Annotated in this window: 17 protein-coding genes; 14 read left to right on the top strand and 3 right to left on the bottom strand. The window is 33.3% G+C overall.

What is annotated here, in order from left to right; genetic code table 11:
• Nucleotides 1–3: 3 nt before the first annotated feature.
• Entirely contained in the window at nucleotides 4–3,087 is a 3,084-nt protein-coding gene (locus WPG_RS09175) for a SusC/RagA family TonB-linked outer membrane protein (RefSeq protein WP_045471610.1), read from the bottom strand.
• 261 nt (nucleotides 3,088–3,348) lie between these two features.
• On the opposite strand from WPG_RS09175, the gene WPG_RS18885 reads away from it, so the two are divergent.
• Nucleotides 3,349–3,693: a LacI family DNA-binding transcriptional regulator gene (locus WPG_RS18885; RefSeq protein WP_316929932.1), complete on the top strand. Its 345-nt coding sequence runs from the start codon at nucleotides 3,349–3,351 to the stop codon at nucleotides 3,691–3,693.
• On the top strand, nucleotides 3,683–4,366 hold the full coding sequence (locus WPG_RS09170) for a substrate-binding domain-containing protein (protein ID WP_316929991.1): 684 nt from the start codon (nucleotides 3,683–3,685) through the stop codon (nucleotides 4,364–4,366). The genes WPG_RS18885 and WPG_RS09170 overlap by 11 nt, the downstream gene beginning before the upstream one ends.
• A 2-nt stretch (nucleotides 4,367–4,368) precedes the next feature.
• Here WPG_RS09170 and WPG_RS09165 read toward each other — a convergent pair whose 3' ends face one another.
• The gene (locus WPG_RS09165) at nucleotides 4,369–5,250 is read right to left on the bottom strand and encodes a carbohydrate kinase family protein (protein ID WP_045471607.1); all 882 of its coding nucleotides are present in this window, start codon (nucleotides 5,248–5,250) and stop codon (nucleotides 4,369–4,371) included.
• A 6-nt stretch (nucleotides 5,251–5,256) separates the two neighbouring features.
• Entirely contained in the window at nucleotides 5,257–6,582 is a 1,326-nt protein-coding gene (locus tag WPG_RS09160; protein WP_045471604.1) for a sugar porter family MFS transporter, read from the bottom strand.
• Nucleotides 6,583–7,070: 488 nt separating this feature from the next.
• Here WPG_RS09160 and ilvD point away from each other — a divergent pair, with 488 nt between their 5' ends.
• The 12 genes from ilvD (at nucleotide 7,071) to WPG_RS09100 (ending at nucleotide 21,676) form a co-directional block, all read left to right on the top strand.
• Nucleotides 7,071–8,750, top strand: coding sequence for a dihydroxy-acid dehydratase (ilvD, locus tag WPG_RS09155; protein ID WP_045471601.1), 1,680 nt, complete (start codon nucleotides 7,071–7,073; stop codon nucleotides 8,748–8,750).
• A 12-nt stretch (nucleotides 8,751–8,762) separates the two neighbouring features.
• Nucleotides 8,763–10,499: a biosynthetic-type acetolactate synthase large subunit gene (gene ilvB / locus WPG_RS09150; RefSeq protein ID WP_045471598.1), complete on the top strand. Its 1,737-nt coding sequence runs from the start codon at nucleotides 8,763–8,765 to the stop codon at nucleotides 10,497–10,499.
• 2 nt (nucleotides 10,500–10,501) lie between these two features.
• On the top strand, nucleotides 10,502–11,032 hold the full coding sequence (ilvN, locus tag WPG_RS09145; protein WP_045471595.1) for an acetolactate synthase small subunit: 531 nt from the start codon (nucleotides 10,502–10,504) through the stop codon (nucleotides 11,030–11,032).
• Between the two features lie 11 nt (nucleotides 11,033–11,043).
• Nucleotides 11,044–12,546, top strand: coding sequence for a ketol-acid reductoisomerase (gene ilvC / locus WPG_RS09140; RefSeq protein WP_045471592.1), 1,503 nt, complete (start codon nucleotides 11,044–11,046; stop codon nucleotides 12,544–12,546).
• Between the two features lie 38 nt (nucleotides 12,547–12,584).
• Complete coding sequence (ilvA, locus tag WPG_RS09135; protein ID WP_045475394.1) at nucleotides 12,585–13,853, top strand: threonine ammonia-lyase IlvA; 1,269 nt, start codon at nucleotides 12,585–12,587, stop codon at nucleotides 13,851–13,853.
• Between the two features lie 179 nt (nucleotides 13,854–14,032).
• Nucleotides 14,033–15,625, top strand: coding sequence for an NADP-dependent glyceraldehyde-3-phosphate dehydrogenase (locus WPG_RS09130; RefSeq protein WP_045471589.1), 1,593 nt, complete (start codon nucleotides 14,033–14,035; stop codon nucleotides 15,623–15,625).
• 399 nt (nucleotides 15,626–16,024) lie between these two features.
• Nucleotides 16,025–16,648 carry a GNAT family N-acetyltransferase gene (locus tag WPG_RS09125; RefSeq protein WP_045471586.1) on the top strand — a complete coding sequence of 208 codons (624 nt, stop codon included), beginning with the start codon at nucleotides 16,025–16,027 and terminating at the stop codon, nucleotides 16,646–16,648.
• Nucleotides 16,645–17,829, top strand: a complete 1,185-nt coding sequence (locus WPG_RS09120; RefSeq protein ID WP_045475392.1) for an argininosuccinate synthase — start codon at nucleotides 16,645–16,647, stop codon at nucleotides 17,827–17,829. Before WPG_RS09125 ends, WPG_RS09120 begins: the two co-directional genes overlap by 4 nt.
• On the top strand, nucleotides 17,826–18,803 hold the full coding sequence (gene argC / locus WPG_RS09115; RefSeq protein ID WP_045471583.1) for an N-acetyl-gamma-glutamyl-phosphate reductase: 978 nt from the start codon (nucleotides 17,826–17,828) through the stop codon (nucleotides 18,801–18,803). Before WPG_RS09120 ends, argC begins: the two co-directional genes overlap by 4 nt.
• An 11-nt stretch (nucleotides 18,804–18,814) precedes the next feature.
• Nucleotides 18,815–19,615, top strand: a complete 801-nt coding sequence (gene proC / locus WPG_RS09110; RefSeq protein ID WP_045471580.1) for a pyrroline-5-carboxylate reductase — start codon at nucleotides 18,815–18,817, stop codon at nucleotides 19,613–19,615.
• Nucleotides 19,612–20,739: an aspartate aminotransferase family protein gene (locus WPG_RS09105; RefSeq protein ID WP_045471577.1), complete on the top strand. Its 1,128-nt coding sequence runs from the start codon at nucleotides 19,612–19,614 to the stop codon at nucleotides 20,737–20,739. The genes proC and WPG_RS09105 overlap by 4 nt, the downstream gene beginning before the upstream one ends.
• 1 nt (nucleotide 20,740) lies before the next feature.
• Nucleotides 20,741–21,676, top strand: coding sequence for an acetylornithine carbamoyltransferase (locus WPG_RS09100; protein ID WP_045471574.1), 936 nt, complete (start codon nucleotides 20,741–20,743; stop codon nucleotides 21,674–21,676).
• Nucleotide 21,677 lies beyond the last annotated feature (1 nt).

Raw genomic sequence — 21,677 nt, 5'->3', positions numbered from 1 at the left:
TTTTTAAAATTTCGCATTAATTCCTAAAGTGAATGTTCTAGCTCTTGGAAAAGATAAATAATCGATTCCAGCACTAGGAATTCCACTTCCTAAATCACCAGTATTAGAAGATACTTCTGGATCTAAACCACTGTAATCAGTTATTAAAAATAAGTTCTGACCATTTAAAGAAAATCTTAGGGATTGTAATCCTCCGTCTCCACTTAAAGGAACATTATAACCTATTGATACATTTTGCAATCTTATGAAATCACCCTTTTCTAGATACAATGTTGAAACTTCTTGAGATTGTAAATCAAGTGCTTCAGGTGTTCCGTTTCTAGAAGTCGCAAATGTTGGTCCATTCAAAAATGCATTGGCTGTATTATTATATACGTAAAAACCAAATTGACCTGTAAAATAAGCGCTAGCATCAAAATTACCTTTGCTAAAGTTTAATGACAATCCTGTCGTTACATCTGGTAAAGCATCTTTATCAATAAAACTTTTATCTGTTGAATCAAAATCTGGTGTACCGTTAGTTTCATTATATTCCGCTAAATAATAAGAAAATAAAGAACGTCCCTCACCTAATCTTTGTGCAAAAGCTCCAGTAAGACCTGGTCCATTTAACGCTGCAAAGTCAGCTTCAAAACCTTCTAACCCTTCAACAGTATTCTTATTATAAGCAACATTAAAGTTAACAGAGAAGCTCGTATCTTCTTTTTGAATAAAATCGTATCCTAAAGCAAATTCAACACCTTGGTTGATTACTGTACCATTAGGAAGGTTAATAAATACGAATGGATCAAAAGCAGGTGCAGCTGCCGCCCGTCTTATTAATAAATCTTTCGTTTCTTTTCTGTAAAAATCTAGAGAACCTCTTAAACGGTCATTATTAAATCCAAAATCTAAACCTGCATTAAAGTCAGTTGTAGATTCCCATTTTAAATCTGGGTTATTTTGAGAAATCGTTTCTACACCTGGATCAACTACTGTCCCATCGTTAGATATTCCTGGCCCTGCAAAACGACGTCTTTTTAAATAGTTAGCATATCCTAGACCTCCTTGATTACCAGTAACACCAGCACTTAAACGTAATTTTAAAGTTGAAATCTTATCACCTATAAAATCCTCTTCGTTAATTTTCCATGCAAATGCTCCCGATGGAAAATAACCATATCTGTTATTTTCACCAAAACGAGAAGACCCATCAGCTCTCATTGTTGCCGTAAATAAATATTTATCGTTTAAAGACACATTCACACGCGCAAAATAAGATTGTAACTCATCTGTGTTATCAAAAGTGTCAACCCATAAAGAACGATAACCAGATCCAAATCCTGCTGGTAAAGATCCTGAATCATCAAATGGTATTATACTATTTAACCAATTATTCCCATTAGAGTCGTAACCAAATTGTTGATAAGGTTGAGTAATTGATCCTGCAATCTCATTTATTGCGTTTTCTAAGGCATCATTCATTCCGTTTAAATCGCTTCGAGCGCTTCCCCAACCTTGTGAGTTATAACCTTGTCTTCTAAAATCTTGGAAAGAATAACCCGCTAACGCATCAATTGTAACGTTGTCAAGTTGTTTCTTATAAGCTAATGTTGCCTCTAATAATTTACTTGTTGCTTCTAAAGTATTTCTTGAAGCTTGACCATTTCCAGTGATACGACCACTGTTGTTATAATTACTACTTACCGCAGATGTTGCGAAAGCATCAGAGTAATCATAACCTAAATTAACCTTAGCTGCAAATTCATTTGTTATATCATAGCCAACAGATCCATTAAGAAGATATCTGTTCGTTTTAGTTTCCCCTAGATAATTTTCCAAAATGTTTGCTGGGTTCAAGCGATTCCCATCCACAGCAAAATTTGGATTATTAGGCCATGTAGGAGGTGCTGCGTATGCTGCACCAATTAAATTTCCACTAGCACCAGACTGACCACTAATTTGTGGCGCTTCGTCGTTAACTCGAGATGCAGATAATTGAACGTTTACACGTAATTTATCATTTAAAAATCTATTACTTGCATTAATTCTTCCTGTAATACGCTCTTGTCCTGAATTTTCTAAGACACCTAATTGCTTTCCGTAAGAAAAAGTACCTCTAATATTACCAGAACCATAGTTTCTAGAATAAGAAAGATTATTAGTAATAGAAAGTGCTTTTCTGGTAATCACATCTTGCCAATCAGTATTTCCACCAACATCATCTACTGCTGGTAGAGCTTGTCCTGTTATGGCTAATTGACGAGCTCTATATTCATCTGCTCCAAATAAATCAAATCGATTTGCTGCAGAAGAATGACTAATATTTGTGTTAAACTCAAATACGCCGCCTTTTCCTTTTTTACCACTTTTTGTTGTTATTATAACAACACCATTTGCACCTCTAGATCCATATATAGCAGTTGCAGAAGCATCTTTCAATACTGATATACTCTCTATATCATTAGGATTAATAAAGTTTAATGGATTTCTTGCTGTATCTCCTCCATCTACGATACCGCCAGCTGCTGGTGTTGTACCTTCATCAGACAATGGTATACCATCTACAACAAATAAAGGATTATTATTTGATCTAATAGAGTTAGAAACTCGAATTCTTATAGAAATACCAGCTCCAGGTTCACCACTTGCAGATGTAATTTGAACACCAGCTGTCTTACCTTGGATAAGTTGCTCTGGTGAAGAAATAATACCACCGTTAAAATCTTCTGCTTTAACTGCAGTAACTGCTCCAGTAGCATCTTTTACAGTCGTACTACCATAACCAATAACAACTACTTCATCTAATCCAGCAGCATCATCAGCTAATGTAACATTAATAGTCGTTTGTCCGTTAACAGGAATTTCTTGAGTTTTAAAACCAATATAACTAAAAACAAGAATGTCTTCTGATTCAACATTGTTAATAGTGTAAGTTCCATCAAGATCTGTCTGAGTACCATTTGTGGTACCTTTAACAATAATGTTTACGCCAGGTAATGGACCTGAAGCGTCTGAGACAGTACCTGTCACAGTTTGGGAATATAGTAATCCTCCTAAAACAAAGAAAAAACTACATACAATTTTTCTCAAAAGATTTTGTGTCATATTTAGTTAGTTTAATTAGTTTTTTAACAAATTAATAAAAAAATGTTAATTTATTATTAAATAAAGAAGCAAATTGCATTTTTTTAAAGATTCAGCAAAATGAATTGAATAAAAACCCTCAAAAAAATTACGAAAAGGTTTTCGTAAAGTATTAATTTACTATATATTTATGTATAAATGGAATATTTTTTTTCAAAATATCTTTTTTTTACATATTGTAATTAAATTTTAATTTTTAAGCTTAGAATTGTATTTTATAGAATGAAGAAGATAACATTAAAGCAAATTGCTAAAACTTTAGACATCTCTATTTCTACAGTTTCTAAAGCTCTAAAAAATTATCCTGATGTAAGTAAAAAAACTAAACAACGTGTTTTAGAATTAGCAGAATCTGTTAACTACTCTCCAAATGCTTTTGCTCAAAGCCTCAGAAGCAAAGAATCTAAAACTATAGGTGTCATTATCCCAAGTATGGTGCACTATTATTTTTCTAGTGTTATTGATACGATTTTAAAAGAAGCTGAAGATAGAGGGTATATGGTAATGTTAATGCAATCTAATGAAGATGCTACTTTAGAAAAAAACAGGTCGATTTATAATAAATAAAGGGGTTGATGGTATTTTAATTTCTCTATCTAATAGCACAAATGATTTTAATCACTTACAAAAAATTATTGATTACGACATCCCTCTAGTTTTATTTGACAAAATCACTAAACTTATTAATTGTTCCAAAATTATTATTAATGATAAAAAAGCATCTTATGACGCTGTATCTTATTTAATTAAAAAAGGTTATAAACGCATAGCTTATTTTAGAGGAGATTTAAATCCACAAAATTCTATTGATCGATTTCTTGGCTATAAAAAAGCTTTAGAGGAGAATAATATAGTATTTGATTATTCCTTAGTTTACACATGTCCTAATGCAGATTTCAATGAAGGTTACAACAATGCTGAAAAGCTAATTAATGATCATGGTAAAACTATTGATGCTATCTGTACAATTACAGATTTGACAGCCATTGGAGTAATCAATTACCTTAACGAAAAGAAAATAAAAATACCTGAAGAAGTAGCTGTATTAGGATTTAGTAATTGGTTCATGTCAACCGTAATAACACCAACCCTATCTTCAGTAGAACAAAATGCGAAACAAACTGGAGAAAAATCTGTAGAAGTTTTATTTCACGAAATAGATTGTAAGCAAAAAGGACATCCCATTACTCATAAAACTATAATTATTGACACAGAATTAATTATTAGAAATTCTTGCTGATTTTATGTTTGCTTAATAGATTGTATTTCATTTATCTCTATAATTGGGTTTGCTCCATTTTTTGAAGCAACTAAAGCGCCAATAATACAGGCCAAATTTATAGAATCTTGATGTTGATTATTACTCAATAATCCATCAATGAGAGTTGCAAGAAATGAATCACCTGACCCAACTGTATCCTTAACTATTACCTTATAACCTAAACTTCTATAAAAAGAATTATTAATAAATAAAATTGCTCCTTCACTCCCAAGAGTCACACATATCTGACTAGTATTAGTAACCTTTGACAAAAACTTAATTTGTTCTTCTATACAATCTGATTTAAAATTGAAATACTCACAAAACTCTAAAAGCTCTTCATCATTAAATTTAATAAAATCAGATTTTTCCATGAGTTCCTTCAAAAAATCAATATCGTAATGAGGTGCTCTAAGGTTAACATCTAAAACTTTAAATTTTGAAAATTCTAATAGCTCTAATAAAGTCGCTCTAGAAAAATCTATTCGAGTAACGAGGCTCCCAAAAATAAATGCATCCGATTCTTCAACTAATCTTTTAGAACTTTCAGTAAGTTTTATATAATCCCAAGCGCAAGGTTTTTCAATAGTGTATGATGCCGAACCTTTATTATCTAGCATCACTTTTACATGACTTGTTTTATATTCCTTATTTACTTGAATTTCATCACAATTGACATTACTTTCCTTTATAAAATCTAACAACTTTTTTCCATCAGAATCTTGACCTACGCTACTTATTACAACAACCTCATTGCCAAAAGACTTTAGTCGTAGAGCTACATTTAAAGGTGCGCCTCCAATTTTTTTATGAGCAGGAAAAACATCCCATAATATTTCGCCAAAGCATACAATTTTTTTCATCTAATTTTACTTATCACTTCGAATTAATTTTTTACTTAACTCTTCTAATGAAATTCCTTTGGTCTCTGGCATCATTAAAATCACAAACAACAATTGAAATACCATCATTATGGCAAATACCATAAATACGGTTCCTGCACCTATACTCGAAAATAAAACAGGCACCAATGAAGGAATTATTGCTGCTAAAACCCAATGTGTAGAGGTGCCAAAAGATTGACCACTTGCTCTTAAATGATTTGGGAAAATTTCAGAAATATAAACCCAAATAATAGCTCCTTGTCCAATGGCATGAGAGGCAATAAAAAGAAATAGAAATATAGGTACTGCCAATCCTTCCCATTCTAAAAAAAATGCCATTGAGACTAATGATAGCGAAATGATGTAACCAATTGACCCGATATACATTAGTACTTTTCTACCAAGTCGATCAATTAAAAACACACCCAGTAAAGTAAACAGCAAATTAGTAATACCAATACCAATGCTACTCAGTAGCGCTGTGCTCTCTCCAAGACCAGCTTCTTCAAAAATTCTTGGTGCATAATATAAAAACGCATTAATACCCGAAAACTGATTAAACATAGCTACTAAAAATGCTAACATTAACGGAAAACGATATTTCTTCATGAAGATATTTCCCCCTTTAGAATGACTTTGACTTTCAACCTTTATATTTTCCATTAATTCATCTGCATTTCCATCAGGATTAATAAGTTCTAAAACCTCTTTAGCCTCTTCATCTCTATGCTTAGAAATTAACCAACGAGGACTTTTAGGTACCGTAAAAATTAAAAACGTATAAATTAATGCAGGAAAAGCTTCAACACCAATCATCCACCTCCAAGCATTTTCACCAATATTTCTAAGTAGGTAGTTAGATAAAAATGCTATTAATATGCCCAAAACAATATTAAACTGATATAAAGCAACTAATCGCCCTCTATCTTTTGCAGGTGAAATTTCCGAGACATATGCAGGAGCTGCAATCGTTGAGGCTCCAACTCCAATACCACCTAAAAATCTAAAAAAAGCAAAACTATATGGGTCGTTAACTAAGGCAGAACCGATAGCAGATATTAAATAGAAAATTCCTATCCATATTAAAGTTTGTTTTCTGCCTAATCGATTAGTGGGAATGCCACCAAATAATGCACCAACAACAGTTCCCCACAAAGCCATAGCCATAACTACCGAACCATGAAAAGCATCTGAAGAACCCCATAGAGCTTGTAGCTTTTTATCAGCACCAGAAATCACCACAGTATCAAATCCAAAGAGAAAACCTGCAAGCGCAGCAGTAATAGACCATACAAGTATTTTTCTATTCATAAGAAGTCGATTTAATGGCAATAAGTTAAAAATAATTTTTAGTCGACAAGAATTATATTCCTTTGAATAATCGATTTATGAACCGAAAACGTTTTTGATTATGGTTACTAGCTACTTAAAATAGAATAATTTTATTCCTAAAGTTTAGGCATTAAAAATTCTTTTCCAATATTAGAATCAACAATGAGTAAACAAGTCATTTTTATCACATCTATTATTAGCGTCGTGGTTATTTCACGAAGCCAAGGAATGCTATGATGAATTAAACATAAATTTATTTTAAGCCTTCCTTAATCGGAAGGCTTTTTTTATGCAAAAAATTAACACACTTGAACATCATATTTATATTTATCTAAACAATTGATAAACAGATATTTAATTAATCGTTACCAGTGTTGAATTTAGATTAAAAAAAAGAACAATAGACTATAAAATATAACATAACAAGTAATTTAGATTTAGCAAGTCATTTTTGCCATATTAAAACTATGAGTCAATTAAACAAATACAGTAAAACTGTTACACAAGATCCAACACAACCAGCTGCTCAGGCAATGTTGCATGCTATTGGATTAACAAAAGAAGATTTTTTTAAACCAATTGTCGGTATTGCCAGTACAGGTTATGAAGGAAATCCTTGTAATATGCACCTCAATGACCTTGCAAAATTGGTCAAAGAAGGTACAAAGAATGAAGATGTTGTTGGACTAATTTTCAACACTATTGGTGTAAGTGACGGAATTTCTATGGGAACTCCAGGAATGCGCTACTCTTTACCTTCAAGAGATATTATTGCAGATTCTATGGAAACTGTAGTACAAGCTATGAGTTATGACGGCTTGGTTACTGTTGTTGGTTGTGATAAAAATATGCCAGGTGCATTGATGGCAATGATTCGCTTAAATCGTCCATCAATTTTAGTTTATGGAGGAACTATTGATTCTGGTTGCCATAATGGAAAAAAATTAGATGTCGTTTCAGCTTTTGAAGCTTGGGGAAGCAAAGTTGCTGGAACCATGACAGAAAATGAATATCAAAATATAGTTGAAAAAGCATGTCCTGGAGCTGGCGCTTGCGGAGGAATGTATACAGCAAATACTATGGCTTCTGCAATTGAAGCTTTAGGTATGACGCTACCATTCAACTCTTCTAATCCGGCACTAAGTGATGAGAAGAAACAAGAATCTATAAGAGCTGGAGAAGCTTTAAGAGTTTTACTCGAAAAAGATATCAAGCCTTCTGACATCATCACAAGAAAATCTCTTGAGAATGCCGTGAGACTAGTAACTATTTTAGGTGGCTCTACAAATGCAGTACTTCACTTTTTAGCTATTGCAAGAGCAGCTCAAATAGATTTTACACTTAAAGACTTTCAGGATATAAGTGACAATACACCATTCCTTGCAGATTTAAAACCAAGTGGCAAATACTTAATGGAAGATGTGCATGGAGTTGGAGGTATTCCAGCTGTATTAAAATACCTTCTTAAAAAAGGATTGATTCATGGTGATTGTTTAACTGTTACAGGAAAAACAATTGCTGAGAACCTATTAGATGTATCAGATTTAACTGAAGGTCAAGATGTCATTAAGCCCATAGAAGAGCCTATCAAAATATCTGGACACTTAAGAATGCTCTACGGAAATCTAGCAACCGAAGGAAGTGTTGCAAAGATTACTGGAAAGGAAGGCTTAAGTTTTAAAGGAAAGGCAAAAGTGTTTGAAGGTGAATATGCAGCCAATTATGGCATAAGAGATGGGAAAGTAGAAAAAGGAGATGTAGTCGTTATTCGTTTTGAAGGTCCAAAAGGAGGTCCAGGAATGCCAGAAATGCTAAAACCTACTGCTGCTATTATGGGAGCAGGTTTAGGAAAAGATGTCGCCTTAATTACAGATGGTCGTTTTTCTGGCGGAACTCATGGTTTTGTCGTAGGACATATTACGCCTGAAGCGCAAGAAGGAGGAACATTGGCCTTTGTTGAAGATGGAGATATTATAACAATAGATGCAGAAACAAACACCATTTCAGTGGAAGTCTCTGAAGTAGAATTACAAAAAAGAAGACAGAATTGGAAAGCACCAGAATTGAAGTTTGAACGTGGTGTGCTTTATAAATATGCAAAAACAGTTTCATCAGCTTCTAAAGGCTGTGTTACTGATGAATTTTAATAGAACGAGAAGATGAAAGAAACACAAACTATACAAAACGAAGTTGAAGACACAAAAACAACCGAGCGTATTCCAGGAAGCGAAGCCGTTGTTAGATGTTTGCTTGAAGAAGGTGTGGAGGTTCTCTATGGTTATCCAGGAGGAGCAATTATGCCTGTTTATGACGAATTATTTAAATACCAAGATAAAATTCATCACGTCTTATCACGTCACGAACAAGGAGCTGCTCATGCTGCTCAAGGTTATGCGCGTATTTCTGATAAGGTCGGTGTTGCTATTGCAACTTCAGGACCAGGAGCTACCAATTTAATTACTGGTATCGCGGATGCTCAAATAGATTCTACGCCTATGGTCTGCATTACTGGGCAAGTAGGCTCTCATTTATTAGGTAGTGATGCCTTTCAAGAAACTGATATTGTAGGTATTTCAACTCCGGTTACAAAATGGAATCATCAAATTACTAAAGCTTCAGAAATTCCTGAAGTATTCGCAAAAGCATTTTACATTGCAAAAAGCGGAAGACCAGGACCAGTTTTAATAGATATTACTAAAGATGCTCAGTTTGAAGAGTTTGATTTTAAATACGAAAAATGTAAAGGCGTAAGAAGTTACAAACCTGTTCCAAGTACTGAAGAAAATTCATTAAAAACTGCAGCTGAACTTATTAATAATGCAAAAAAGCCATTAATAGTTTGGGGACAAGGTGTTATTTTAGGTAAAGCCGAGGAAGAATTTAAAGCAGTTATCGAAAAAGCAGGAATTCCTTCTGCATGGACCATTCTAGGTGCTTCGGCAATTCCTACGTCACATCCTTTAAATGTGGGTATGGTAGGTATGCACGGTAATTATGCACCAAACGTATTAACTAATGAGTGTGATGTATTAATCGCTATCGGAATGCGTTTCGATGATCGTGTTACAGGGAATTTAGCAACCTATGCAAAACAAGCCAAAATTGTTCATTTTGAGATTGATCCTGCTGAAGTTGATAAAAATGTAAAAACTGATGTCGCAGTTCTTGGTGATGCTAAAGCAAGTTTAAAAGATTTATTACCACTATTGAATGCAAATTCGCATAACGAATGGCATCAAAAATTTAAAGATCTATACAAAATAGAATACGACAAAGTCATTAAAAATGATTTACATCCTACAAAAGAAGGCTTAACTATGGGGGAAGTATTGAAGGAAATCAATATTCAAACCAAAGGAGAAGCCGCTATTGTTAGTGATGTTGGTCAGCATCAAATGATTGCATGTCGTTATGCAGAATTTAATAAAACGAAAAGTAATATTACATCAGGTGGCTTAGGAACCATGGGGTTTGCTTTACCAGCAGCAATTGGAGCAAAAATGGCTGCACCAGATCGCGAAGTTGTTATGATTGCTGGAGATGGAGGTTACCAAATGAATATTCAGGAATTAGGCACTATTTTTCAGCAAAAAGTACCTGTTAAAATCGTGGTATTGAATAATGAATTTCTTGGTATGGTGCGTCAATGGCAGCAATTATTTTTTGACAAGCGTTATGCATCGACAGAGATGGTAAACCCTGATTTTGTAGCCATAGCCAAGGGGTATCATATCGATGCTAAAAAGGTGTCAGAGCGAAAAGATTTAAAAGCTGCTATAAAAGAAATGATAGATTGTAATGATCCATATTTCTTAGAAGTAAGAGTTGAAAAAGAGGACAATGTTTTCCCAATGATTCCTACAGGAGCAAGTGTTTCAGATATAAGATTAGAGTAATTATGGAAAACGAAAAGAAACAATATACCGTTTCAATATATACGGAAAACAATATAGGATTATTGAATAGAATTTCGGCTATATTCCAAAGAAGACACATGAATGTTGAGAGTCTAAACACTTCACCTTCCGAAATTGCAGGTGTATCAAGGTTTACTCTAGTAGTTAATATTACTGAGTCTCAAATGAAAAAAGTTATCGGACAGATTGAGAAGCAAGTCGAAGTGATTAAAGCTTACTATCATACTGAAGACGAAATCATTTATCAAGAATCATGTTTATTCAAAATCAAATCAGAATTACTATTTGATGAACGTCAAATTCAGAATATAATCAAAGAAAGTAATGCTAGAATTGTAACCGTAAACAAAGATTTTTTTGCTATTGAAAAATCTGGGAGAAAAGAAGAAATAGATTTATTATATAGAGAATTAAATGCCTTCGGGATTATGCAGTTCACACGTTCAGGACGTGTTGCAGTTACTAAAGAAGAAATGAGAATATCAACAATGCTAGAAGCATTTCAACATTAAAAATTAAAACAATGTCAAATTATTTTAACACATTACCATTAAGAGAACAATTAGAGCAATTAGGAAAATGTCGCTTTATGGATGCTTCAGAATTTGAAGATGGTGTAAACGCATTAAAAGGAAAGAAAATTGTAATCGTTGGTTGCGGTGCACAAGGTCTTAACCAAGGTTTAAATATGAGAGATTCGGGCTTAGATATTTCTTACACTTTACGTCAAGTAGCTATAGACCAGCAACGTGATTCATATAAGAATGCAACCTCTAACGGATTTACAGTTGGTACCTACGAAAAATTAATTCCTACTGCAGATTTGGTTTTGAACTTAACACCAGATAAGCAACATACTAATGTTGTAAAAGCGATTATGCCTTTAATGAAAAAAGGGGCAACTTTAAGTTACTCGCACGGTTTTAATATTGTTGAAGAAGGCACTAAAATTCGTAAGGATTTAACCGTAATCATGGTGGCACCAAAATGTCCAGGAACAGAAGTTAGAGAAGAATACAAACGTGGATTTGGTGTACCAACATTAACAGCTGTACATCCAGAAAATGATCCTGAAGGAAAAGGTTGGGCTCAAGCCAAAGCTTATGCTGCTGCGACTGGAGGGCACAGAGCAGGTGTCTTAGAGTCTTCTTTTATTGCTGAAGTAAAATCAGATTTAATGGGAGAACAAACCATACTTTGTGGCTTGTTACAAACTGGTGCGATTCTATCCTTTGATAAAATGGTTGAAGAAGGAATAGAGCCTGGTTATGCTGCAAAATTAATTCAGTTTGGTTGGGAAACTATTACTGAAGCTTTAAAACATGGTGGAATAACTAACATGATGGATCGTTTATCTAATCCTGCCAAAATAAAAGCTTACGAATTATCTGAAGAATTAAAAGCTATTATGCGTCCATTATTCGAAAAGCACATGGATGATATCATTTCAGGTCATTTCTCAAAAACAATGATGGAAGATTGGGCGAATGATGATGTGAATTTATTAAAATGGAGAGAAGCAACAGGTGAAACAGCTTTTGAAAAAACCGCTTTAACAACAGACCATATTTCTGAACAAGAATATTTTGACAATGGAGTACTCTTAGTTGCATTTGTAAAATCTGGTGTGGAATTAGCATTTGAGTCCATGATTAGTGCAGGTATCATAGAAGATTCAGCGTATTACGAATCTTTACATGAGTTACCATTAATAGCAAATACAATCGCAAGAAAGAAATTATTTGAAATGAACAGAGTCATTTCTGATACAGCTGAATACGGTTGTTATTTATTTGACCATGCTTGTAAACCTTTGTTAACTGATTTTATGAAAACAGTTGATACTAGTATTATCGGAACACCATTTTCAAATTCAAACGGAGTTGATAATGTAGAATTAATAGCGATTAATGATGCAATTAGAAATCATCCAATCGAAGCTGTTGGTCAACGTTTACGTGCTGCTATGACAGCAATGAAAGTCATTAAATCAGATGTAAAAACCGAAGATTCAGTTTTAGTATAAATATAGAATAAACAGTTCCCTTTTTTATGGGAAGTAACATGGAAGACACAACAACAGTATATAGACCCACACTAAAAGCTATTGAAGCTGCTGCAGAAAAATTAAAAGGTATTGCTTCAATAACACCTTTAATTAAAAATGCTAGATACTCTAAGCATTTTGAAGCAAATATTTTTCTTAAAAGAGAAGACTTACAAGAGGTACGTTCTTATAAAATTAGAGGAGCTTACAATAAAATTTCATCTTTAAATGAATCTCAAATTGAAAATGGAATTGTTTGTGCGAGTGCTGGTAACCATGCACAAGGCGTTGCTATTTCATGTAAACTTTTAAAAATAAAAGGCACTATTTTTATGCCTTCTCCAACACCTAGTCAAAAAATTGAACAGGTAAAAATGTTTGGCGAAGATTATATCGATGTTGTATTACTTGGCGACACTTTTGATGATGCTTATCATGCAGCTAAGCAACAAAGTGAGGACATGAACAAAACTTTTGTCCACCCTTTTAATGACCAAAAAGTTATTGAAGGTCAGGCAACTGTTGGCTTAGAAATAATAGATCAAGCTGAAACACATCCAATTCATTACGTTTTTGTTCCAGTTGGTGGTGGTGGGCTTGCAGCAGGATTATCTTCTGTTTTTAAACTATTATCACCTCAAACAAAAATTATTAGTGTAGAACCTAAAGGTGCTGCTGCAATGTTAACTTCCATACGTGCAAATAAAAACACGGAATTAAAGTCTATTGATAATTTTGTAGATGGTGCTGCTGTAAAACGTGTTGGTGATTTAAATTTCGCTATTTGTAAAGAGACTTTGCATCGCGTGGTTAGTGTAGATGAAGGCAAGATTTGCCAGACTATACTGGAGTTATACAATAAAGATGCTATCGTTGCAGAACCTGCAGGAGTACTTAGCCTTTGCCCTTTAGAACAATTTAAAGATGAAATTAAAGGTAAAAATGTAGTTTGCGTCATTAGCGGCAGTAATAATGATATAACACGAACTGCAGAAATTAAAGAACGTGCTCTACTCTATGCCAATCTAAAACATTATTTTATCATAAAGTTTCCACAACGTGCAGGAGCATTAAGAGATTTTGTAGTTGACATTTTAGGTCCTACAGATGATATTACACATTTTGAATATACCAAAAAAGCAAATCGAGATAACGATGTTGCTGTTGTTGGCTTAGAGTTAAAATCACCAGAAGATTTGCAGCCTTTAATTACCAAAATGAAACTTCATAACTTTTATGGAGATTATCTTAATGACAAGCCCGATTTATTTCAGTTTTTAGTCTAATTTTCCTTGTTTTTGAATCAACAAAATTGAATTGTTATTTTGCTAAAACGTTTTAGTGATGAGTTATAACTATTTATTAGATTAAATAACTGAGAATTCAGTAATTCTTTTATTTATAGTTGGTTACATGGATTTATTGTTTGAAATTAGCTCTATAATTTTAACTAATATTTTCACAAATGACAACCTCTTTTTCAGAAATTCAAGAGCCATTTAAGATTACATCAATAGTAAATCAAAACAGTTATTTAGTAGGAGGCGAATTAAAAATTTGGAGAGGTGATACATCCAATGTTTATTCTACAATATCTTCGACAAAAGACTATAAACCAACTTTACTTGGAACTATACCAACTTTAGGTAAAAAAGAAGCACTATCTGCACTAGATGCTGCTGTTTCTGCTTATAATAAAGGGCAAGGTTTATGGCCAACAATGAAAGTAGTAGATCGTATTGCTTGTATGGAAAAGTTTGTTGAGCAAATGAAAACCAAGCGAGAAGAAGTTGTAAAACTTTTAATGTGGGAAATTGGTAAGAACCTTCCGGATTCAGAAAAGGAATTTGACAGAACTGTTGAATACATTTACGATACCATTGAAGATTACAAACAAATGGATCGTAATAGTGCCAAATTTGAAAAAAACTCTGGTGTTAATGCACATATTAGAAGAGGCCCATTAGGAGTAGTACTTTGTTTAGGCCCATATAATTACCCATTAAATGAAACATTTGCACTTTTAATTCCTGCCTTAATGATGGGAAATACTACCATTTTTAAACCTGCTAAGATTGGTGTTTTATTATTATCGCCATTATTAGAAGCTTTTCAAAATAGTTTTCCTAAAGGTGTAGTAAATGTTATTTATGGAAGAGGACGAACTATAGCAACACCTATTATGAGAGATGGGCGTGTTGATGTTTTGGCTTTAATTGGAAACAGTAAATCGGCAAATGCATTACAAAACGAACATCCAAAAAGTAACCGTTTGCGTATGGTATTAGGTTTAGAAGCTAAGAATCCCGCAATTGTATTACCAGATGCTGATTTAGATTTAGCCATAAACGAATGTATTGCAGGATCAACATCTTTTAATGGACAACGTTGTACGGCACTAAAAGTATTATATGTTCATGAAGTAGTCGTAGAGGAATTCAATAAACGTTTTTCAGAAAAAGTAGATGCTCTAAAATTTGGGAACCCTTGGGAAGATGGAGTTAAATTAACTCCTTTACCAGAACCAGATAAACCATCGTATATCCAAGGATTAATAGATGACGCCATCGAAAAGGGAGCAAAAATTATTAACTCTAAAGGAGGTGATACTACTGAGAATTATATTTTCCCTGCAGTTTTGTATCCTATAACAAAAGAAATGCGTGTTTACGAAGAAGAACAGTTCGGCCCAGTAATTCCTGTTATTCCATTTTCAGATATAGAAGAACCTTTAGACGAAATGGCAGATTCAAACTATGGACAGCAAGTAAGTTTATTTGGTAAAGATGTGAAAACCTTAGCACCTTTAATTGATACACTCGTAAATTTAGTTTGTAGAGTGAATTTAAATAGCTCTTGTCAACGTGGACCAGATGCGTATCCATTTACAGGTCGAAAAGATTCAGCAGTAGCAACCTTGAGTGTTCATGATGCCTTACGTTCATTTTCAATTAGAACTTTCGTAGCTTCAAAAGACAACGATTACAACAATGCAATTTTAAAGGATTTATTAGATTCTAGGGCTTCAAACTTTGTAAGTACTGATTATATTCTTTAAACAAAACAGCATCTCAATGAGATATTTATAATTTGAAAAGTCATTTTTTTAGAAATTCATAAATATTATATAAAAGAAGATGTTATCTCTTGTCATTAATAATTTAATATGTAAATTGGCATTATGATTGCACAAAATTATAGAGCACCCAGACTTATACGCCGCCGCTAATACTTCTACTTAGCAGTTAACTCTATATTCATTTTTTATTTTTTATTGTGTACAAATCAAATTTCAAATATCCGTTTCAACACTTAATTATCTCTTCAGATAATCATGATTTTGTACGCCGCTTTTTTCCGCGTCGCCCTTAGGGTGTATTTCAATGTATTGAACTTAGGTGAGTCCGGTTCAGATTTCAAAAACAAAAACACATTATTAAATTAAAACTCAATTACAATGAAAATTGTTATTGCTGATAAATCACATACAGTTTATGCAGACATCATCTGCAAAACTATCGAAGAAGCTGCACAAGTCAGAGGGACTGGTATCGCAAAGCGACAACCAGAATACATCATTACCAAAATGGAAAATGGTAATGCGGTTATTGCTTTAGATGGAGATCAATTTGCAGGCTTTTGCTATATCGAATCTTGGGGACACGGAAAATTTGTTGCTAATTCAGGATTAATTGTCCATCCAAATTTCAGAAAGCAAGGTCTTGCCAAGAAAATCAAAAAAGTGATTTTTAAGCATTCTAGAACCAAGTTTCCAGACTCAAAAGTTTTTAGTATCACTACTGGTCTAGCTGTAATGAAAATGAATAGTGATTTAGGTTATAAGCCTGTAACATTCTCTGAATTAACAGATGATCAATCCTTCTGGAAAGGCTGTCAGACTTGTAAAAATTTTGACGTCTTAACAAGAACCGAGCAAAAAATGTGCTTGTGCACTGGTATGCTTTATGATCCTAATAAAAAGGAAGAGGTGACTAAAGAAAAACAAAAAATTGATAAAAAAGTTTGGACAAGGTTGAAAAATATCAAACAATCTATGTTCTTAAAAAAAGACAAAAAATGAGCAAATTAGTAATTGCATATAGTGGTGGATTAGATACATCTTATTGTGCTGTAAGTTTAAGTAAAGTAGGTTATGATGTACATGCAGTAAGCGTAAATACAGGTGGTTTTACTTCAGAAGAAATTAAAACCATTGAGAGTAACGCCTACAAAATGGGTGTCTCTACGTATAAAAATATTGATGCTATTGCATCGTATTATGATAAAGTGATTAAGTATTTAATCTTTGGAAATGTACTTAAAAACAACACGTATCCTTTGTCAGTAAGTGCTGAGCGTATTATTCAGGCCATTGAAATTATTCAATATGCAAAAAGCATTAATGCTAAATATATTGCTCACGGAAGTACAGGAGCAGGAAATGACCAAGTAAGGTTCGATATGATTTTCCAGACTTTAGCGCCAGAAATTGAAATAATTACACCTATTAGAGATGGTAAATTAACAAGACAACAAGAGATCGATTACCTCATTGAAAATGGTATCGACATGTCTTGGAACAAAGCCAAATATTCAGTTAACAAAGGGCTTTGGGGAACAAGTGTTGGAGGAGAAGAAACTTTGACTTCAGAACAACCACTACCAGAATCTGCATACCCTTCACAGTTAAAGAAAGATGGCGAAGAGAAAGTTATATTGACTTTTAAGAAAGGTGAATTAGCAACTGTAAACGGAAAAGCCGATTCAGCGGATAAGAATATAGAACTACTTAATGATTTAGCATCAGCTTATGCTATTGGTAGAGATATTCATGTTGGTGACACTATTGTTGGTATTAAAGGCAGAGTTGGATTTGAAGCTGCAGCAGCATTAATCATCATAAGGGCACATCATCTTTTAGAGAAGCACACCTTAACGAAATGGCAATTGCAACACAAAGATTACATGTCTAATTTCTACGGCATGCATTTACACGAAGGTCAATATCTAGATCCAGTAATGCGAGACATGGAAGCTTTTTTACAGAACAGTCAGACTAATGTCTCTGGTGATGTTACTGTAACATTGAAACCATATCATTTCACTCTAGATGGAATCTCATCTCAGCATGATTTAATGAATGCCAAATTCGGAAGTTATGGTGAAGAAAATAAAGGTTGGACAGCAGATGAAGCTAAAGGTTTTATTAAAATCGTTGGCAATCAAAACAAAATCTATCAACAGGTAAATTCAGGATTATGATTAAAGCAGGAATTATAGGAGGTGCTGGATATACAGCAGGCGAATTGATTAGATTGTTATTAAATCATGAGCAAACAAGGATAGATTTTGTGTTTAGCACATCGAATGCAGGCAATAAACTATACAAGGTACATCAAGATTTAGTAGGTTCTACAGAAATGAGTTTTACAAATGAAATTAATGCTCATGTCGATGTATTATTTCTTTGTTTGGGTCATGGTAATTCAACCGCATTTTTAAATCAACACACATTTTCTGAGAACACAAAAATCATTGATTTAAGTAACGATTTCAGACTTGAAGCCAATAAGATTTTTAATGGAAAAGACTTTATATATGGATTGCCAGAATTACAAAAAGAAGTTATTGCAGCTGCTAATTATATTGCAAATCCAGGCTGTTTTGCAACAGCAATTCAGCTAGCTCTATTACCATTAGCAGATGCTAATTTAATTAGTAAAGATATTCATATCAATGCAGTTACAGGTGCTACTGGAGCAGGAACATCTTTATCTAAGACCACTCATTTTACTTGGCGAGATAATAACTTTTCGCATTATAAAGCATTTACACATCAGCATTTAGGTGAAATAAATCAAACCCTAGATCAATTACAAGGTGATTTTGATTCTGAGGTCCATTTTATGCCAAATCGTGGTAATTTTTCAAGAGGAATTTTTGCAACTGCTTATACCACTTTTAATGGTACATTAGAAGATGCTAAATCACTATATAAGAACTATTACAAAAATGCAGCATTCACGTTTGTATCAGATGAAGACATTCATTTAAAGCAAGTGGTAAACACTAATAAATGTATTATTCATTTGCATAAACACAATAATAAATTATTGGTTACAAGCATTATAGACAACCTTTTAAAAGGTGCTTCAGGACAAGCAATCCAAAACATGAATTTAGCCTTTGGTTTTAATGAAACAGAAGGATTAAATCTTAAAGCTAATTTCTTTTAAAATTAATACACATGAAAATCGCAATCATAGGAACAGGAAACTTAGGTAAGTCTATCGCAAAAGGATTGATAACCAACAATGCAATTACAACATTGTATTTAACTAAAAGGAATTTAGATGACATTCAAGAATTCGAAGGCTACAAAAATGTTGTGTTAACTACTGATAATATTGAGGCTACAAAGCAGTCTGATATTTTAATTTTTGCTGTACAACCAGCACATTTTGAGCAAATATTAAACGACGTGAAACCATATTTGACGGAAAATCATGTAGTGATTTCGACTATAACAGGTTATTTAATTCCAAAAATTGAATCTCAAATTGGCAATGACCAATTTATCATAAGGGCTATGCCAAATACTGCTATTGCAGTCGGGAAATCAATGACGTGCTTGTGTAGTAATGAAAAAGGTAAAAAACGTATTCCGATTGCAGAAGCCATTTTCAATAGATTAGGACATACACTAGTAATACCTGAATCTCAAATGCAAGCTGCAACAGTAGTATGTGCCAGTGGAATTGCGTTTTGGATGCGATTAATACGTGCCACAACGCAAGCTGCAATTCAATTAGGATTTGACGCTAAAGAAGCACAAGAACTAGCAATGCATACCTCAGAAGGTGCAGCCAACTTATTAATTACCAATGGAGATCATCCTGAAGAAGAAATTGACAGAGTAACCACACCTATGGGTTGTACAATTACTGGTTTAAATCACATGGAACATAAAGGATTAAGCTCGTCATTAATACAAGGTATGGTTGCTTCGTTCAATAAAATTAATACCATAAAAGAAGAGCAGATATGAGTTTATTTAATGTTTACCCTTTATATGATGTTACGCCTGTAAAGGCAAAAGATGTTTATGTCTATGATGATAAAAATATTGAGTATTTAGATCTTTATGGAGGACATGCTGTGATCTCTATTGGGCATTCACATCCAGAATATGTGTTAGCTATTTCAAATCAGGTTTCAACATTAGGCTTTTATAGTAATGCCATTCAGAATCCACTTCAAGTTGAATTAGCAGATAAATTAGAAGAACTTACGGGTTGTATAGACTACCAATTATTTCTATGTAACTCAGGTGCTGAAGCCAATGAAAATGCTTTAAAATTAGCTTCATTTCATAATGGAAAGAAAAAAGTAATTGCTTTTAAAAATGGATTTCATGGTCGTACATCTGCTGCAGTTGCAGCAACAGATAATGCGAAAATTATCGCACCTATTAATGCACAACAAGAAGTCGAAATCATAGAATTAGGCGATTTATATGCAGTTGAACAAATTTTAAAACAAAATGAAACTTGTGCTATAATTATAGAATTTATACAAGGTGTTGGTGGATTAGACCAAAGTACAACTGAATTTTATCAAGGACTAGATAGACTCTGCAAGCAATACAAAACAGCATTAATTGCTGACGAAGTACAATCCGGATTTGGAAGAACTGGCGATTTTTTTGCTTTTCAAAAACATCATATTACACCAGATATTATCTCAATTGCTAAAGGTATGGGTAACGGATTTCCTGTCGGTGGGATTTTAATTCATCCATCAATAAAAGCTTCTTTTGGTTTATTAGGCACCACATTTGGTGGCAATCATTTAGCTTGTGCGGCAACAAGCGCAGTTTTAAAAGTTTTAGAGCAGGAAAACCTCATGCAGAATGCTTCAGATATTTCCGAGTACTTTATTGAAAAAGCCAAAACATTACCAAAGCTAAAGACCATTAAAGGAAGAGGATTAATGTTAGGATTAGAGTTTGATTTTCCGATTTCAGAATTACGAAAAACACTCATATTTAAACATCACATATTTACAGGAGGAGCTAAGAACCCTAATTTAATTAGAATTCTTCCTCCTTTAACCGTTCAGAAAAAACACATTGATAGATTTTTTGATGCTTTACATAAAGAATTAAATTAAGATGAAAAAATATACAACTTTAAAAGACATCTCTAACGTTTCAGAACTTATAAAAGAGGGGATATTATTAAAAATGAACCCTTTTGAATTTGAAGATTTAGGAAAGCATAAAACCCTAGTTATGCTATTTTTTAATTCGAGTTTGCGTACACGATTGAGTACAGAAAAAGCTGCGAAAAATTTAGGCATGAATGTTATGATCTTAAATATAAATGACGCTTGGAATTTAGAATTTGAAGATGGAACGGTTATGAATGTCAACACATCTGAACATATCAAGGAAGCGGCTCAAGTCATTTCAAAATATGCAGATATTATTGCTGTAAGAGCATTTCCGACATTAGAAGATAAGGCTAAAGATGAATCAGAATATGTGCTCAATAACTTTCAAAAACATGCATCAGTACCAATCATCAATATGGAAAGTGCTACAGCACATCCATTACAAGCACTAGCAGATGCAATAACCATTTCAGAATTAACAGAAAAAAAGACGCCGAAAGTAGTATTGTCTTGGGCACCTCATCCAAAAGCGTTACCACAGGCAGTTGCGAATTCATTTGTAGAAATGATGCAAGATTTAGATGTAGATTTGACGATTACACATCCTAAAGGTTATGAATTGAATACAGAAATAACTAGAAACTCAACTATTAATTACAATCAGATAGACGCATTAAAAGATGCTGATTTTGTGTATGTGAAAAATTGGAGCAGTTATAATGATTATGGGAAGATTTTAAGTCAAGATAAAAATTGGATGATGACCAAGGCAAAATTAGGTAATGCCAAATTTATGCATTGTTTACCAGTAAGACGAAATGTTGTTGTAGAAGATGCCGTTTTAGATAGCGAACAATCTGTCGTCATAGAACAAACTAACAATAGAACTTTTGCAGCACAAGTTGTGTTGAAACAATTATTAGAAAATATCTAAT

Origin of the sequence: Winogradskyella sp. PG-2 (assembly GCF_000828715.1) — a bacterium.
Lineage (GTDB): Bacteria > Bacteroidota > Bacteroidia > Flavobacteriales > Flavobacteriaceae > Winogradskyella.
Note: the sequence above shows the minus strand (reverse complement) of the source record. Positions and strands in the feature narration are given on the sequence as shown.